The organism is Paraburkholderia graminis C4D1M (assembly GCF_000172415.1).
GTDB classification, from domain to species: domain Bacteria; phylum Pseudomonadota; class Gammaproteobacteria; order Burkholderiales; family Burkholderiaceae; genus Paraburkholderia; species Paraburkholderia graminis.
In genome coordinates this window covers 168,389-184,841 of sequence record NZ_ABLD01000004.1, presented here as the reverse complement: position 1 = coordinate 184,841, position 16,453 = coordinate 168,389, and the positions used below count along the sequence as shown (strand labels likewise).

At 63.4% G+C, this 16,453-nt stretch carries 16 protein-coding genes; 6 read left to right on the top strand and 10 right to left on the bottom strand.

Going from position 1 to position 16,453, the window contains the following annotated elements:
• Positions 1-71 precede the first annotated feature (71 nt).
• From BGRAMDRAFT_RS08890 to BGRAMDRAFT_RS08880, 3 genes are all read left to right on the top strand, one after another.
• Positions 72-311, top strand: coding sequence for a DUF3311 domain-containing protein (locus tag BGRAMDRAFT_RS08890; protein WP_006048378.1), 240 nt, complete (start codon positions 72-74; stop codon positions 309-311).
• Positions 311-1,861, top strand: coding sequence for a monocarboxylate uptake permease MctP (gene mctP, locus BGRAMDRAFT_RS08885; RefSeq protein WP_006048377.1), 1,551 nt, complete (start codon positions 311-313; stop codon positions 1,859-1,861). The genes BGRAMDRAFT_RS08890 and mctP overlap by 1 nt, the downstream gene beginning before the upstream one ends.
• Positions 1,862-1,977: 116 nt before the next feature.
• A complete protein-coding gene (locus tag BGRAMDRAFT_RS08880) occupies positions 1,978-3,159 on the top strand; it encodes an FUSC family protein (RefSeq protein WP_171800286.1) in 1,182 nt (393 codons plus the stop codon).
• Between the two features lie 53 nt (positions 3,160-3,212).
• Here BGRAMDRAFT_RS08880 and BGRAMDRAFT_RS08875 read toward each other — a convergent pair whose 3' ends face one another.
• The 5 genes from BGRAMDRAFT_RS08875 to BGRAMDRAFT_RS08855 all read right to left on the bottom strand — a co-directional run bounded on the left by BGRAMDRAFT_RS08875 (position 3,213) and on the right by BGRAMDRAFT_RS08855 (position 8,497).
• The gene (locus BGRAMDRAFT_RS08875) at positions 3,213-3,632 is read right to left on the bottom strand and encodes a VOC family protein (protein WP_006048375.1); all 420 of its coding nucleotides are present in this window, start codon (positions 3,630-3,632) and stop codon (positions 3,213-3,215) included.
• 284 nt (positions 3,633-3,916) lie between these two features.
• Positions 3,917-4,870, bottom strand: a complete 954-nt coding sequence (tal, locus tag BGRAMDRAFT_RS08870) for a transaldolase (protein WP_006048374.1) — start codon at positions 4,868-4,870, stop codon at positions 3,917-3,919.
• A gap of 273 nt (positions 4,871-5,143) precedes the next feature.
• Complete coding sequence (locus BGRAMDRAFT_RS08865) at positions 5,144-6,364, bottom strand: benzoate/H(+) symporter BenE family transporter (RefSeq protein WP_006048373.1); 1,221 nt, start codon at positions 6,362-6,364, stop codon at positions 5,144-5,146.
• A gap of 58 nt (positions 6,365-6,422) precedes the next feature.
• Complete coding sequence (locus BGRAMDRAFT_RS08860; protein ID WP_006048372.1) at positions 6,423-7,598, bottom strand: vWA domain-containing protein; 1,176 nt, start codon at positions 7,596-7,598, stop codon at positions 6,423-6,425.
• A gap of 56 nt (positions 7,599-7,654) precedes the next feature.
• Positions 7,655-8,497, bottom strand: coding sequence for an AAA family ATPase (locus BGRAMDRAFT_RS08855; protein ID WP_006048371.1), 843 nt, complete (start codon positions 8,495-8,497; stop codon positions 7,655-7,657).
• A gap of 312 nt (positions 8,498-8,809) precedes the next feature.
• Here BGRAMDRAFT_RS08855 and BGRAMDRAFT_RS08850 point away from each other — a divergent pair, with 312 nt between their 5' ends.
• Both BGRAMDRAFT_RS08850 and BGRAMDRAFT_RS08845 read left to right on the top strand, forming a co-directional pair.
• A complete protein-coding gene (locus BGRAMDRAFT_RS08850) occupies positions 8,810-9,178 on the top strand; it encodes a c-type cytochrome (protein ID WP_006048370.1) in 369 nt (122 codons plus the stop codon).
• A 58-nt stretch (positions 9,179-9,236) separates the two neighbouring features.
• Positions 9,237-9,620: a c-type cytochrome gene (locus BGRAMDRAFT_RS08845; RefSeq protein ID WP_006048369.1), complete on the top strand. Its 384-nt coding sequence runs from the start codon at positions 9,237-9,239 to the stop codon at positions 9,618-9,620.
• A gap of 95 nt (positions 9,621-9,715) precedes the next feature.
• Here the strand turns inward: BGRAMDRAFT_RS08845 and BGRAMDRAFT_RS08840 are convergent, their stop codons facing one another.
• The 3 genes from BGRAMDRAFT_RS08840 to rsxB all read right to left on the bottom strand — a co-directional run bounded on the left by BGRAMDRAFT_RS08840 (position 9,716) and on the right by rsxB (position 11,903).
• Entirely contained in the window at positions 9,716-10,150 is a 435-nt protein-coding gene (locus tag BGRAMDRAFT_RS08840; RefSeq protein WP_006048368.1) for a DUF1841 family protein, read from the bottom strand.
• Between the two features lie 150 nt (positions 10,151-10,300).
• Entirely contained in the window at positions 10,301-10,945 is a 645-nt protein-coding gene (gene nth, locus BGRAMDRAFT_RS08835) for an endonuclease III (RefSeq protein WP_006048367.1), read from the bottom strand.
• A 40-nt stretch (positions 10,946-10,985) separates the two neighbouring features.
• A complete protein-coding gene (gene rsxB, locus BGRAMDRAFT_RS08830) occupies positions 10,986-11,903 on the bottom strand; it encodes an electron transport complex subunit RsxB (protein WP_044020659.1) in 918 nt (305 codons plus the stop codon).
• A gap of 268 nt (positions 11,904-12,171) precedes the next feature.
• Here rsxB and BGRAMDRAFT_RS08825 point away from each other — a divergent pair, with 268 nt between their 5' ends.
• Positions 12,172-12,804 carry a TetR/AcrR family transcriptional regulator gene (locus BGRAMDRAFT_RS08825; protein WP_006048365.1) on the top strand — a complete coding sequence of 211 codons (633 nt, stop codon included), beginning with the start codon at positions 12,172-12,174 and terminating at the stop codon, positions 12,802-12,804.
• A gap of 110 nt (positions 12,805-12,914) precedes the next feature.
• Here the strand turns inward: BGRAMDRAFT_RS08825 and BGRAMDRAFT_RS08820 are convergent, their stop codons facing one another.
• Together BGRAMDRAFT_RS08820 and BGRAMDRAFT_RS08815 are read right to left on the bottom strand one after the other, a co-directional pair.
• Complete coding sequence (locus BGRAMDRAFT_RS08820) at positions 12,915-14,192, bottom strand: polyhydroxyalkanoate depolymerase (protein WP_006048364.1); 1,278 nt, start codon at positions 14,190-14,192, stop codon at positions 12,915-12,917.
• A 181-nt stretch (positions 14,193-14,373) separates the two neighbouring features.
• Positions 14,374-16,296, bottom strand: a complete 1,923-nt coding sequence (locus BGRAMDRAFT_RS08815; protein ID WP_006048363.1) for a glycoside hydrolase family 15 protein — start codon at positions 16,294-16,296, stop codon at positions 14,374-14,376.
• Positions 16,297-16,453 lie beyond the last annotated feature (157 nt).

Here is a 16,453-nt window from a genome sequence, read left to right as displayed (position 1 = left end):
CTCTCCGCTTTGGGGGTTCACCACCCGTCGAACACGGGCCAACATTTCAATAATAGGGAAGAGGAGACGTCATGGCTCACGACGCCGACGCGAACAAGGCCAGCAAGCACTGGCTCTGGTTGTTGCTGTTGCCCTGGATCGCCATGGTCTGGGTGCCGTCGTATAACAAGGTCGAACCGGTGCTGTTCGATTTTCCGTTCTTCTACTGGTATCAGCTCCTCTGGGTGCTGATCAGCGCGGTCATCACGGCGATCGTGTACTTCAAGACCAAGACGCGCTCGGCGGGCCGTCCGCAAGGGGACGCACGATAATGAACGCCATCGCAACTTTCGTCTTCGTTCTGTTTTTCATCGGGGTCACGATTCTCGGCTTCGTCGCGGCGCACTGGCGGCGCGGCGATCTCGCTCATCTCGAAGAGTGGGGCCTGGGCGGCCGGCGCTTCGGCACCATCGTCACCTGGTTCCTGCTGGGCGGCGACCTGTACACCGCGTATACGTTCATCGCCGTGCCGGCGCTGGTATTCGGTGCGGGCGCAACGGGTTTTTTCGCGCTGCCGTACACGATCCTGATCTATCCGTTCGCGTTCGTCGTGTTTCCGAAGTTGTGGAGCATCGCGAAACGCCAGGGCTACGTGACGTCGGCGGACTTCGTGTCGGCTCGCTACGGCAGCCGCATGCTCGCGCTCGCAATCGCGGTGACCGGTATCGTCGCGACGATGCCGTACATCGCGCTGCAACTGGTCGGCATCGAAGTGGTGATCGGCGCGCTCGGCTTCGATACGAAGGGCTTTGTCGGCGACCTGCCGCTGATCATCGCCTTCGCGATTCTTGCCGCCTACACGTACACGTCGGGCCTGCGTGCGCCGGCGATGATCGCGGTCGTCAAGGACGTCCTGATCTACATCACGATCTTCGCCGCGATCATCGTGATTCCGCCGCAACTCGGCGGCTTCAGCCACATCTTCGGCTCGGTGCCGCCGGCCAAGCTGCTGCTGAAAGCGCCGGACGTGTCGAGTCTGAACGGCTATAGCGCGTACGCGACGCTCGCGGTCGGTTCGGCGCTCGCGCTGTTCCTGTATCCGCACTCGATCACGGCGGTGCTGTCGTCGAAATCGGGCAACACGATCCGCCGCAACATGGCGATGCTGCCGGCTTACTCGCTGGTGCTCGGCCTGCTCGCGCTGCTCGGCTTCATGGCGCTCGCTTCGGGCGTGAAGGACATGCCGGAATTCGCGCCGTACTTCAAGGCGTTCGGCCCGAACTTCGCGGTGCCGGCGCTGTTCCTGCACTTCTTCCCGTCGTGGTTCGTCGGCGTGGCGTTCGCGGCGATCGGCATCGGCGCGCTGGTGCCGGCGGCGATCATGTCGATTGCGGCAGCGAACCTGTACACGCGCAACATCCACAAGGAGTTCGTGAACCGCAACATGACGCACGAGCAGGAGACCAACGTCGCGAAGCTGGTCTCGCTGATCGTCAAGGTCGGCGCGGTCGCGTTCATTCTGGCGTTGCCGCTCACGTATGCGATCCAGTTGCAGCTGCTCGGCGGTATCTGGATCATCCAGACGCTGCCGGCCATCGTTCTCGGACTGTACACGCGCGTGCTCGACTATCGCGGCTTGCTGATCGGCTGGGCAGTCGGCATCGCAACGGGTACGTGGATGGCGATTTCGCTGAAGCTCGCCGGCTCGATCTTCACGATTCACCTCTTCGGCATGGCGATTCCGGGCTATGCGGCGGTGTGGTCGCTGATCGTGAATCTGGTCGTGGCCGTGGTGGTGAGCCTGCTGGTGCGCGCGTTCGGCATGCAGCGCGCCGAAGACCGCACGCGTCCGGAAGATTATCTGGACGTCGTGGAAAGCTAAGACCCGACGCAACCTAACCCAGGCGCCCGCGGACGAAACTCCGCGGGCGTTTGTATTTGCGGCGCAGTCCAGGGCAGGATAGCGGAACTACCTTCGAAAGCGCCGCCGCTCCCGCCATGGCTTCTGCCGATTCCCGCACCGTCGTTCCGCGCCGCTCGGCGGTGAGCCGCATGGTTCGCGCGGTCACGTCGCCGTATTACCGCTACCGGCACGCAAAAGTGTTGCACAGTCTGCGCGTGGGACTGGCGATGCTGTTCTCGATTCTCGCGACCACGGGTATCGACATTCCGCACGGCATCTGGTCGTCGGTGACGTTGCTGGTCGTGATCGGCGGATTGCAGCATCACGGCAATATCCGCAAGAAGGCCGCGGAGCGCGCGGCAGGTACGCTGCTGGGCGCGTCGATCGGCTTGCTGCTGATCGTGCAGCAGAATCTCATCGGCTCGTTGCCGCTGACGTACGTGCTGATGTCGATCGTCGCCGCGATCTGCGCGTGGTTCGCTATCGGCGCGTCGGGATATATCGGCCTATTGACGGCCATCACCATGTGCATCGTCGCGGGTCATGGCGACAATGTGATCGACGTCGGCCTGTGGCGCACGCTGAACGTGCTGATCGGCATCGTGATCGCGCTCGCCTTTTCGTTCGCGTTGCCGCTGCACGCGACGTATTCCTGGCGCTACGGGATCGCGGCCAATCTGCGCGAATGCGCGCGCATCTATACGCGTTTGCTGGAAGGCGAAACCATCGGCGACGAAGAGCAGGTCAAGCGCTTTCTCGAGATCAACCGGCGGCTCGTGCAACTGCGCTCGCTGATGCCTTCGGTGGCGAAGGAAATCGATGTGCCGCAGGCGAAGCTCGAGGAGATTCAGCGCTTGCATCGCTCGGTGCTCAGTTCGCTGGAGCTGCTCGCGACCGGTCCGCTGATGCAGGCCGACGCCGCCGCGCGCGCCGCGTATGCGCAGCGATGCGGCGCGGAAGTGCGGGCCGTGCGTACGATTTTGCTGGCGATTGCGCGCGGCCTGCGCTTTGGCCGCGCGACGCATTTCGGGATTCCGGTGAGTGGTGCGTCGGCAAGCGGCGCTGCGTTGACCGATAGTGCGCACGCGTCGCCGCCCGGCTCACCGCCCGCGCCGACGACCGGCAACGCGGCGCTCGCCTTGCCGCCCGATCTGCAAGGACCGTATTGGCTCGGGCAGCGGCTCGCGGAACAGATCGAGCGCTTACGCGCGGCGCTCCTCGAGACCGAGCCGAACTGGAACATCGAGCGGCACTCGCGGATTCTGCAGAAGACCTAGGCGATGGCGGCCGACGCTAGCGCCCACCGCCGCCCACCGCGGTCTACCACCGCTCACTCATGCGGCGGCAGCGTCACCATCCACATCAGACCGAAGCGGTCCACGGCCATGCCGAAGCCCTTGCTCCAGAACGTTTCGCCCCAGGGCATGACGATCTGGCCGCCGTCGGCGAGCGCGTTGAAGTACTTTTGCGCCGACGCCGTATCGTCCGCGGTCAGCGACAGACTGAAGCCGCTCATCGGCTTCGCGTCCTGATCGCAGTTGCCGTCGGACGCCATCCATTGAGTCGAGCCCATCTGCACGTTCGCATGCATGATCTTTTCTTCGACGCCGGGGCGCGGCGTGTTTTGCGGATCGGGCGGCGCGTCCTTGAAACGCATCATGAACGTGACTTCGGCGCCCAGATGCTGGCGGTAATAATCGAGCGCTTCTTCGCAACGCCCGTTGAAGAATACGTACGGTTGGACTTCCATCGTCGCCTCCAGAAATAAGGATGTGAATGCCCGCGCTGCCAGACGGCAAAGGAAACTGCGGAAACCGCGGGCGTGCAGACCATTTTAGGCAACGGCGCTCGGGCGTTTGTGACTTTGTGTCGTGCGGAAAAGACGACTCGCACGATCACCGCGCTGCACAAAAAAACGAGTGAATCAGCCGATAAAACGACCGGCCGTAAACAGCAAACGGCCCCGAACCGCAAGGTTCGGGGCCGCCTGATTGAATCGCACGATGGATGGCGGCGAGTCTGCCGCCCAGCGCCTTAACGCAGCGCTTCGATCAGCTTTTCCAGCTTGACTGCGTCCGCCGCAAACGCGCGGATGCCTTCGGCCAGCTTTTCGGTTGCCATCGCCTCATCGTTGACGAGGAAGCGGAACGACGATTCGTCGACCGGCACTCGCTCGATATTGGCGTCCTGCGAGCTTTCCGGCGAGAGCTTGCGCTCCACCTTGTCCGTGCTTTCATGCAGCTTTTGCAGCAGATCCGGACTGATGGTCAGCAGATCGCAGCCGGCCAGTTCCAGAATCTGCCCCGTGGTGCGGAAGCTCGCGCCCATCACCTCGGTCTTGTAGCCGAACTTCTTGTAGTAGCCGTAAATGCGGCGCACCGACTGAACGCCCGGGTCGTTCGCACCGCCGTCTTTCGCTTCGTCCCACGCGCTGCCGGCATTTTTCTTATACCAGTCGTAAATGCGTCCGACGAACGGCGAGATCAGCTTCGCGCCCGCTTCGGCACAGGCCGCGGCCTGGGCGAGCGAGAACAGCAGCGTCATGTTGCAGTTGATGCCTTCCTTTTGCAGCACTTCGGCGGCGCGCACGCCTTCCCACGTGGAAGCCAGCTTGATCAGCACGCGCTCGCGATCGATACCGTGCTCCTTGTACAGCGCGATCAGTTCGCGGCCCTTGGCGATCGAGGCCTGTACGTCGAACGAAAGACGCGCATCCACTTCGGTCGACACGCGGCCCGGGATGATCTTCAGGATCTCGGTGCCGAAGGCGATCAGCAACTGGTCGATGATCGCGCCCATCGGCTTCGACGCGTGATCTTTCACCGTCTTTTCGAGCAGCGGACGATAGTCGTCTTTCTGCACGGCTTTCAGAATCAGCGACGGATTGGTGGTCGCGTCCTGCGGCTTGTATTGCGCGAGCTGCTGGAAGTCGCCGGTATCGGCCACGACGGTCGTGTACTGCTTGAGTTGATCGAGTGCGGTTGTCATATTCGTGCCTTCAGGGCGCATGCGCCGTGGTTCAGGGGGAATGAGTCGCCGCCGGATTGAAAGACCGCTTCAGGCCGGCGGCCGCGAGTCACGCTGCAACGCTCACCCGATGTTGCCGGGAAACGCTGCCGGATGCTTCTATTTTATGGCGGATCGCCTGATGCAGTATTGACAGTGTGCGCCGCCGATCCGTTCACGGCTATTTCAGCGACCGTGCGCCGCGGCGCCGCACGGCTTGCGCCGCCGCGTGCTGCCGCCTGCCGCCGCTTGGCGTCAGGCACGCCGCGCATTCAACACGACCTGCGTCACCACGCCCGCGACCAGGCCCCAGAACGCGGAGCCGATGGACAGCAGCGTCAGTCCCGACGCCGTCACCATGAAGGTCACGAGCGCCGCTTCGCGCTGCCTCGCGTCCTGCATCGCGTTGGTCAGGCCGCTCATGATCGAGCCGAACAGCGCCAGCGCCGCCACGGAAACGACCAGCTCGCGCGGGAACGCCGCGAACAGCGCCGCGATCGTCGCCCCGAAAATGCCGGCGATCAGATAGAAAATGCCGCACCAGACCGCGGCCGTGTAGCGTTTGTCGCGGTTCTCGTGCGCTTCGCGGCCGGTGCAGATGGCCGCCGTGATCGCGGCAAGATTGATGCCGTGTGAGCCGAACGGCGCGAGCAGCAGCGACGCGATGCCGGTCGTCGAAATCAGCGGCGCCGAGGGCGTCGTGTAGCCGTCCGCGCGCAGCACGGCGATGCCGGGCACGTTCTGCGAAGCCATCGCGACCACGAAAAGCGGAATGCCGATGCTGATGCTCGCCGCCACCGAAAACGCCGGCATTGTGAACACGGGATGCGCGAGCGCGATCTGAAAGTGGCTGAAATCGAGCAGGCCGAACGCGCCCGCGGCAACGGTGCCGGCGATCAGCGTCGCCGGAATCGCATAGCGGGGCGTGACGCGTTTGACGATCAGATAGGTCAGAAACATCGTCAGCACGAGCGCGGTCTGGAACTGCGCGGCGCGAAATATCTCAATGCCGATCTCGAACAGGATGCCCGCCAGCAAGGCCGACGCGATGCCCGCCGGAATTTTCTTCATCAGCGTATCGAACCATCCTGTCAGACCGACCACGGTCAGCAGCAACGCGCAGACGATAAACGCGCCGATCGCCTCCGCGTAAGGCACATGCGGCAGCGACGAGACGAGCAGCGCCGCGCCGGGCGTCGACCATGCAATGACGATCGGCGCGCGAAAGCGCAGCGACAGCCCGATTGTGCAAACCGCCATGCCGATCGACAACGCCCAGATCCACGACGAAATCTGCGCGTTGCTCAGGTGCGCGGCCTGGCCCGCCTGAAACATCAGCACGAGCGAACTCGTGTAGCCCGTCATCATCGCGACGAAGCCGGCGACGATGGCCGATAGGGAGGTGTCGGCGAACGGATTGAAGCGGCGCGGCGCGATGCCGGAGTTGGCCAGTTCAGGCGATGACGAGCGGTTCATGCCAATGCTTTCTTGTCGTTGAGAGTGGGGCGGGTGGGGCGGGTGCGTCTCGGTGGGTCTATTTGCTCAGCATGCGCATCGCGGACTCGAGGCCCGCGAGCGTGAGCGGATACATGCGGTGGCCGAGCACGTCGCGAATCGCGCTGACCGACTGGCGATACGCCCACAAGCCTTCCGGTTCGGGATTGAGCCACGCGTGATGCGGGAAATGATCGGCGAGGCGGCGCAGCCACACGGCGCCGGCCTCGGTGTTGTTGTATTCGACGGAGCCGCCCGGTTGCAGCACTTCGTAAGGGCTCATGGTCGCGTCGCCGACGAAGATCAGCTTGTAGTCGGACGTGAACTTGTGCAGCACGTCCCACGTCGGCGTGCGCTCGGCGTGACGGCGGCGGTTGTTCTTCCACAGGAAGTCGTAGACGCAGTTGTGGAAGTAATAAAACTCGAGGTGCTTGAACTCGGCCTTCGCGGCGGAAAAGAGCTCCTCGGTGCGCTTGATGTGATCGTCCATCGAGCCGCCGACGTCGAGCAGCATCAGCACCTTCACCTTGTTGTGCCGCTCGGGCACCATCTTCAGGTCGAGCCAGCCGGCGTTCGCGGCGGTGCTGCGGATCGTGTCGGGCAGGTCGAGCTCTTCGGCCGCGCCTTCGCGCGCGAAGCGGCGCAAGCGGCGCAGCGCCACCTTGATGTTGCGCGTGCCGATTTCCACCTGATCGTCGTAATCGCGATAGGCGCGCGCTTCCCAGACCTTGACCGCCGTGCGATTGCCCGCCGAGTCGCCGCCGATGCGCACGCCTTCCGGGTTATAGCCGCCATTGCCGAACGGCGACGTGCCGCCAGTGCCGATCCATTTATTGCCGCCCTCGTGCCGCTCTTTCTGTTCGTCGAAGAGCTGCTTCAGGCGTTCCATCAGCTTGTCGATGCCGCCCATCGCTTCGATCTGCGCTTTTTCTTCCGGCGACAGATCGCGTTGCAGTTTCTTTTTCAGCCAGTCGAGCGGGACGTCGAAGGCAAGCTCGGAAGCCTTGGCGACGCCGTTGAAATACGCGCCGAACGCCTGGTCGAACTTGTCGAAATACTGCTCGTCCTTCACGAGCGTCATGCGCGCGAGGTAGTAGAAATCGTCGAGCGACGGCGCGATCACGTTGGCTTTGAGCGCCTCGAGCAGCGTCAGGTATTCCTTCACCGACACGGGCAGCTTCGCGGCGCGCAGCGAGTAGAAGAAGTCGATCAGCATGCTGGGTCCTCTGCGGCGCGAGCACTCAGGAGCGCCCGATATCGCTCAATAGGGATTCAACGGTTATTGCGATTCATGAAAATGAGCCGCTCGAAGAGGCTCACGTCCTGCTCGTTCTTCAGCAGCGCGCCGGCGAGTGGCGGGATGATCTGCTTCTGATCCGACGAGCGCAGCGCTTCGGGCGGAATGTCTTCGGCGAGCAGCAGCTTGAGCCAGTCGAGCAATTCCGACGTGGACGGCTTCTTTTTCAGCCCCGCCACGTTGCGCAGTTCGAAGAAGCTCTGCATGGCCGCGGCCAGCAGGTCCTTCTTGATGCCGGGGTAATGCACCTCGACGATCTGCTGCATCGTGGCCGGATCGGGAAACTTGATGTAGTGGAAAAAGCAGCGGCGCAAAAACGCGTCGGGCAACTCTTTCTCGTTGTTCGACGTGATGATGACGAGCGGACGCTGCTTCGCGCGGATCAGCTCGTGCGTCTCGTACACGTAGAACTCCATGCGGTCGAGTTCGCGCAGCAGGTCGTTCGGAAATTCGATGTCGGCCTTGTCGATCTCGTCGATCAGCAGCACGGTTTGCTCGTCCGACTCGAACGCCTGCCAGAGCACGCCCTTGACGATGTAGTTGCGGATGTCCTTGACGCGCTCGTCGCCGAGTTGGGAATCGCGCAGGCGCGAGACCGCGTCGTATTCGTACAGGCCTTGCTGCGCCTTGGTGGTCGACTTGATGTGCCACTGCAGAAGCGGCATGCCGAGCGCCGCGGCGACTTCTTCGGCCAGCATGGTTTTCCCGGTGCCCGGCTCGCCTTTGATCAGCAACGGGCGCTTGAGCGTCATCGCGGCGTTGACCGCGAGCTTGAGGTCGTCGGTGGCGACGTACTGCGATGAGCCTTCGAAACGCATGGCGAGGTGCTCTCTGGCGTGGGAAAAAACCCAGTATAAGTCAGAAGCCCTGTTGCCCTGAAACCGCCTCGCGTAAGGTTGCAGCCGCGCTGTGGGCGGTGCTTCGCGTGGCCGCGCAAACGTGACGCAGCCCGGCTCGGCGCCGTGCGCAGGCAGCCGCGCCGGCCCGTGCGCCCCGCGCGGTGGACGTTCGGCGCGGCGTCGCGGTACAATTAGCCCGATTTTTTTGGCCTGCGTGGCTCCCTATAAGAAAAACGGCGCGGGCCGTTGCCTTTTTGGGCGCCCGTTTCCCCTCAAGCCAGGTTACATGCTATGAACAAATTCGTCGGCAAACACGTCGTGATCGCAGCGCTGTCGGTGCTCGCGGGCTATGCGGCCAGTGCGCAGGCAGCGGATGTCGTCGGCAACGCGAAAGCGGGCCAGGGCAAGGTCGCGATGTGTATTGGCTGCCACGGTATCCCTGAATATCGCACGGCTTATCCTGAGGTGTATCGCGTGCCCATGCTAGGCGGCCAGAATCAGGCGTACCTCGAAAACGCGCTGCGCGGCTACAAGAAGGGCGACCGCCACTTCGAAACGATGCACGCGATCACCGCGTCGCTATCGGATCAGGACATCGCCGACATCGCTGCTTACTACGCGGCGCAAAATTCCTCATCGAAAAACAATCCCGACAAGTGACCGGCTGCGGTTATCCAACCAGTCACACGGCTATTAAATTCGCGGGATAGGAGAATTCATGAATAAGCCCCAACAGGCACTCCACACGGTGTTCAAGGCTGCATGCGCGTCGGCGGCAGTATTCGGTCTGGTTGCAGCGAGCGTCGCCCACGCGGCCGACGCCGGCAACGGCAAGGTGCTGTCCGAGAGCCACAACTGCGCGGCATGCCACGGTCCGAACCTGAACAAGCCGGTGAGCCCGGAGTATCCGAAGCTCGCCGGTCAGCACGCCGATTACGTTTACTGGGCGCTGCGTCAGTATCAAATGGGCAACGGCAACCCGCACATGGGCCGCAACAACGCGATCATGCAGGCTCAGGTGCAAAGCCTGTCGCAATCGGACATGAAAGACATCGCCGCTTATGTCGAATCGCTGAAGGGCGATCTGGTGCAGAAGAAGTAAGCGCGCCGCCGTTTGAGCGATCGATTGCAAAACACCCCGCTTTTCGCGGGGTGTTTTGCTTTGGCGCACAGGTTTCAGGTTCGCGCTGTGCGGCGTTAGTCGCGTGTCGCGCGCCGTTCGATCCGTTGCAGATACGCGTCGGTGTCCGGCGGCAGGCCGGTGCGCTGCGCTTCCCAGATGGTTTCGCCGAGGCACTCCATGATCGCGTGCTGCGCGTCGTGTGCGGAGCCGAGGCGCGCGGCAAGGCGCTCATGCGCCGCGCGGATGCCAGGCGGCTGATCGATCGACAACTGCTCGCTGATGGCCAGATGCATCGACAGATGCAGGAACGGATTGGTCTGTCCGCGCTCGGGCGAGTAGTCCTGCGCTTGGGCGGCCTCGGCATCGGTCAGCTCCGCGTGATACTCGGGATGCTCGGCGATCCAGTCGGCGGCCATCGCTTCGAGCGGCGTCAGGATCGCGCCTTCGCGCTGCTTGCGCCAGGTCTCGGTGAAGAATTGACGGACTTCGTCGCGGCTCGGATTGAACATCGTGGGACGGGTGTCTTGAGTGGGGAGTGGGAGTGGGAGAAGCATGCGGCGCACAGCATGCAGCGCACACGAGCGATCATTTTACGCGCCACTGCCGTGGTCCGCTGAGCGTGCGTCCGCTGAGCGTGGGTTCGCTGAACGTGCGCCGGCTCAAAGATCGGGCGGTGGCGTCTTCGGCCGGAACTCGCACAGCGGTTCGATCGCGCAATGCCAGCACTCGGGCCGGCGCGCCTTGCAAACATAGCGGCCGTGCAGGATCAGCCAGTGATGCGCGTCCTTCTTGAACTCGTCGGGCGTGAATTTTTCGAGCGCCGCTTCAACCGCGCGGACGTCCTTGCCGGGAGCAAGCCCGGTTCGATTCGCAACCCGAAAGATGTGCGTGTCGACGGCGATGGTCGGATGACCGAACGCCGTATTCAGAATCACATTCGCCGTCTTGCGTCCGACGCCCGGCAGGCTTTCCAGCGCCTCGCGGTCCTCGGGCACCTCGCCGCCGTACTGCTCGATGAGGATGCGGCAAGTCGCGATCACGTTCTTCGCCTTGTTGCGGTACAGGCCGATCGTCTTGATGTAGTTCGCGACGCCTTCCTCGCCGAGTTCGAGCACCTTCTGCGGCGTATTCGCGACCGGAAACATCTTGCGCATCGCCTTGTTGACCGAGACGTCCGTGGCCTGCGCCGACAGCAGCACGGCAATCAGCAGTTCGAACGGTGTCGTGTACTCCAGTTCGGTGGTGGGATGCGGATTGAGGCTCTGAAGCGTTTCGTAGATGGCGCGGCGTTTGTTCGCGTTCATGCTGGGCGGGCTGAGTGGGCGGAGGCGGTTGCAGTTGGCGTTAGCGTGGATTGCGCGTGCCGGCCGGGATTGGCGGCGTGTTCGCGGCGGCGGTGTCGGTGTCGGCGTTGTTGTTGTCGTTGTTGTCGGCGAGTCGAAGGCGGCGTCGGCGCGCTTCCGCTGCGTCGATTTGCGCCTGCACGTCCGCGCTGACGTGCTCGGTGTTCAACGGCGCCTGGCCTTTGGCCGCCAGTTCTTCCTTCTTCTTACGCGCGCGTTCGAGCGCGGCCTGGATGATCGCGCGCTTCTTCGCTTCGGCGTCGTCAGTTGCAGGTGCGGACGATGCCGCAGGTGCTGACGCAGACGCACCCGCCGGCGGCGCACTGGCCGGCGGTTCACCAACAGCCGTGCCAACAGCGCCCGCGCTGCTTCGTCGCGCCGCAACACGCGCTTCGGCGGCTTCGCGTTCCTGCGCGAGACGCGCGTCGCGTCGCTCGTGACGTTCGCGCGCCGCGTCGGCCTTCGGCTGGCTCCATGCGTCCCACCCGGTCGCCTCGCCGGTGACGGGCTGCATCGAAATGCAATCGACGGGACACGGCGGCACGCACAGGTCGCAACCCGTGCACAGCTCGGCGACGACCGTATGCATGTGTTTCGGTGCCCCAACTATTGCGTCGACGGGACACGCCTGCATGCACAATGTGCAGCCAATGCAGATGTGCTCGTCGATGACCGCGAGCGGCCGCGGCCGTTCGACGCCATTGGCGGGATTAAGCGGAATCACCGGCTTGCCGAGCAGGGCGGCCAGCCGCGCGACGCCTTCGGCACCGCCCGGCGGGCACTGGTTGTAGCTCGCTTCGCCGCACGCGACGGCCTCGGCATACGGACGGCAGGCCGGATAACCGCACTTGGTGCATTGCGTCTGGGGAAGCAGATCTTCGATGCGATCTGCGAGTGTTTTAATCAGTGTCACGGTCACAAGGTGGGGCGAAGCAAGGCCGGGCAGGGGACTCGCAGGCGACTCAAGCGCGTCTCGGCGGGCGGCCGCACAGCTTGAACTAAGCACCACATTATCGCCGATTTCCCCAATTGCCATCCGCAATCCATGTGCCATAATCGAAGCGCCTTTTTCGAAAGACCGCAGAAGGGTTTTCCCTCCAACCAGCCGTCCAGTGCTGTCGGTGCAAGGCCCGAGGAGAGGCCGGCGGTGCGATCCGGATAACGCGGCTCACGAAGACCATGCCACCATGAATCAGCCGAAAATCAAAAGAGATCCTGAAGGCACCCGGCGCCGCATTCTGCTTGCGGCAGCCGAAGAGTTCGCAAATGGTGGGCTATTCGGCGCGCGCGTCGATCAGATCGCCCGCCGCGCGGAGACGAATGAGCGCATGCTCTATTACTACTTCGGTAGCAAGGAGCAGCTTTTCACGGCGGTACTCGAGCACGCGTTCAGCGCGCTCAACGAAGCCGAGCGCACGCTCGAGCTGAACGGCATTGCGCCGGTGGAAGCCGTTACGCGCCTCGCGCATTTTGTCTGGGATTACTACCGCGACCATCCCGAACTGCTGCGCCTCGTCAACAACGAAAATCTGCACGAGGCGCGTTATATGCAGAAGTCCACGCGCATCCGCGAAATGATTTCGCCGATCGTCGCCACGCTCGGCAGCATTCTCGAGCGAGGCCAGCGCGCGGGTCTGTTTCGCACGAACGTCGATCCGCTGCGCTTCTACGTGACGCTCTCGGGCATGGGTTACTACATCGTGTCGAACCGCTTCACGCTCGAAGCCACGCTTGGCCGCGATTTCAGCAGTCCGGGCGAACGCAGCGAAGTGATTCAGATGAACACCGAACTGCTGCTTGCGTATCTGTTGCGGAAGTAGGGCGGCGTCTTGCTTTGGACTTGATAGACCCGCATTGCCTCGAGATGCACGCATAAGCAAACGGCCTCCGTCAGGAGGCCGTTTCATATGCTGCATAGCGTGAGCCGCGTTCAGACTTCGGCTTTTTCCTTCACGACCTTCGGCGCCTTGTTGTGCTCGAGGATGAAGTCGCGCAACTGCGGATAGATGATCGTGCGCCAGCGGCGGCCCGAAAAAATACCGTAGTGGCCGCACTTCTCAGCCGTGAAGTGACGCCTGTGCTTCTCCGGAATGCCGGTGCACAGCTCGTGTGCGGCATAGGTCTGGCCGTCGCCGGAAATATCGTCCAGCTCGCCCTCGATCGTGAAGAGCGCCGTCTTCGTGATGTCCTGCGGCCGCACGCGTTCGCCGGCCACGTCCCACGTGCCCTCGGCGAGACTGAATTCCTGGAACACGACGCGGATCGTGTCGAGGTAATAGTCGGCGTCCATGTCGAGCACCGCGTTGTACTCGTCGTAGAAGCGGCGATGCGCTTCGGCGTCGTCTTCGTCGCCGCGCAACAGGCTCTGATAGAAGTCCCAATGCGAAGCCGCGTGACGTTCCGGGTTCATCGCGACGAAGCCGGTGTGCTGCAGGAAGCCCGGGTAGACCTTGCGGCCCACGCCCGGATAGTTCGGCGGCACCGTGAAGATCACGTTGTTTTCGAACCACTCGTACGAATGCTGCGTGGCGAGCGAGTTCACCGAAGTCGGGCTCTTGCGCGCGTCGATGGGGCCGCCCATCATCGTCATGGTGCGCGGCGTCTCTTCGCCGCGGCTCGCCATCAGCGAAATGGCGGCAAGCACCGGCACAGTCGGCTGGCACACCGAGATCACATGCAGATTCTTCGCGCCGATGTGGCGGATGAAATCCTGAATGTAGGCGACGTAATCGTCCAGATGAAACTCGCCGTCTTCCAGCGGGACCATGCGCGCGTCGATCCAGTCTGTCAGGTAAACCTTATGGTCCTGGAGCAGCGTGCGCACTGTGTCACGCAGCAGCGTGGCATGGTGGCCCGACAACGGCGCGCACACCAGCACGACCGGCTCGTCTTTCAGTTGCGTGACGGCGTCGCTGTCGTCGGCGAAACGCTTGAAGCGCAGCAGGCGGCAGAACGGCTTCTCGACGATCGTCTGTTCGATGATCGGGATGTTGTGGCCGTCCTTGACGATCTGGTGGAGGTTGAACTCCGGCTTCTCATAGTCTTTGCCGAGCCGGTAGAGCAGTTCGTAACCGGCCGAGAGGCGGGTAGCGCCGGGCACGTAAGCCAGCGGGCTAGCAGGGTTCGCGAACGATTTCGACGCGGCCTGGGCCCAGGCGGTGAGCGGGCTCAGCATAGCCCGCTGGAATTCGTGCAGTTGATAGAGCATGGGTGCTCCGTTTTAAGCGGTTCGCATGGGGCTTCGCAAACACGCATGTGGCGTTGCGGCTGGCCATTCTTGGTTGTTGGTAGATCGGTTATAGGCCGACAGACAGTTCGATCATATAGAAAGCAGGGTACTTGTGCAATGCAGCATTCCGGCGGCGCCGATCCGTAAAAATGTCATCGAATCATGCTACTGGCGATGCTGCTGCGCCGCCATCAGGGCTTGCAGCAGCCTTAAGTTCAGCATCTTCCGTGCCGTTATGCGACGGCTGCCCGGTTGCGCGCGCCATCGCCTGTTCGTGCTTCATCAGGTTCAGGCCCGTGTTGACGAGCGCCACATGCGAGAACGCCTGCGGGAAGTTGCCGACGAGCCGCTTTGCCGCCGGATCGTATTCCTCGGCGAGGAGCCCGACGTCGTTACAGAGGCCGAGCAGCCGTTCGTACATGGCAATGGCTTCGTCGAGGCGGCCTTGCAGCGCCAGGTTATCCACCATCCAGAACGAACAAGCCAGAAACGTGCCTTCCCCCGGCGGCAGGCCGTCGTCGAATTCGGTGGTGCGGTAGCGCATCACGAAGCCGTCGTGCATCAGGTCGCGCTCGATCGCCTCGACCGTGCCTTTCACGCGCGGATCGTGCGGCGGCAAGAAGCCGACGAGCGGCAGCAGCAGCAGGCTCGCGTCGAGCTGATCGCTGCCGTAGGTCTGCGAAAACGCATTGCGCGAAGCGTTCCACGCCTTGTCGCAGACTTCCGCGTGAATCTGCGCGCGGGTGGCGCGCCATTCGTCGAGCGGCCCCTCGAGATTGAACATTTCCGCCGATGCCAGCGCGCGGTCGAACGCGACCCACGCCATCACCTTCGAGAAAGTGAAATGCTGGCGGCCGCCGCGCGTTTCCCAGATGCCTTCGTCGGGTTGCTGCCAGATCGTGCCGAGGTGACGCAGCAGCGCGCACTGCACGTTCCACGCGGTGTCGTCTGCCTGCAGGCCGCCGACCCGCGCGAGATGCAGCGCGTTCATGACTTCACCATACACGTCGAGTTGGAGCTGTCCGACCGCGTTGTTGCCGATCCGCACCGGCTTCGCGCCGCAATAGCCGGGCAGCCAGTCGACCTCGTATTCGGTCAGGCGCCGCTCGCCGGCCAGCCCGTACATGATCTGCAACTGGTCGGGCGCGCCGGCCATTACACGGCCGAGCCAGGTACGCCAGGCGCGCGCCTCGTCGTAGTAGCCGCCGCGCATCAGCGCGAGCAGCGTGATCGTCGCGTCGCGCAGCCAGCAGTAGCGGTAGTCCCAGTTGCGCGTGCCGCCGAGCTGTTCCGGCAGCGACGTCGTGGGCGCGGCGACGATCCCGCCGGTCGGTTCGTAGGCGAGCGCCCGCAGCGTGATCAGCGAGCGGCGAATCGGCTCGGCCCATTTGCCTTCGATGGTGCCGCGCGCCGACCATTCGAGCCAGTGATTCTCGGTGCGGGCCAGCGCCGTATGCGGATCGCGCGCGGGCGGCAGCCGCAGATGCGAGGCCGAGTACGCGAGCGAGAACGGCACGCGCTCGCCTTCGCTGACGGTGAACTCGGCAACCGTCTTCATGTTCTCGCCGCGCAGATCGACGGGCGTGCGCAGCACCGCGTTGTCCGGACCGACGATCGCGCGAATCCCGCTCTCGTGCTTCAGGCGGTCGACCCACGGAATCGAAAAGCCGTAGTCGAAGCGCAGCACCAGTTCCATCTTCATGCGCACGGTGCCGCGCTTGCCGACGACGATGCGCACCATCTCCGACCAGCCGTTGCCCGGCGGCATGAAGTCGACGAGCGTGACCGCGCCTTCGGGCGTTTCGAAGTCGGTCTCGAGGATCAGCGTTTCGCCGCGATAACGGCGGGTGATTTTCAGTGGCGTGTCGCTGCCGCTGTCGGCGTCGGTCTCGGTGCCGCTGCCGCTGCCGGTGTCGGGACAGATCAGCCAGCGGCCGTGGTCCGGCGTGCCGAGCAGCGCGGCGAAGCAGGCGCCGGAGTCGAAGCGCGGCCAGCAAAGCCAGTCGACGGAACCTTCGCGTGAGACGAGCGCGGCCGTGTGGCCGTCGCCGATGAGCGCATAGTCTTCGATGAGTGCGGGCATGGCCGTGCGTTTCGATACCTAATGTACGTTGATCGTTTTGAGTAGCGGGCGCGGCAAGTTCGGCTGCGCCCCACTGGTTTCTTCCGGACTTGCGGGTTGCAGTTTGGTTCACCGCACACAATGCGGCAAAACGCGGGTTGTAATTGTCAAATGGCTG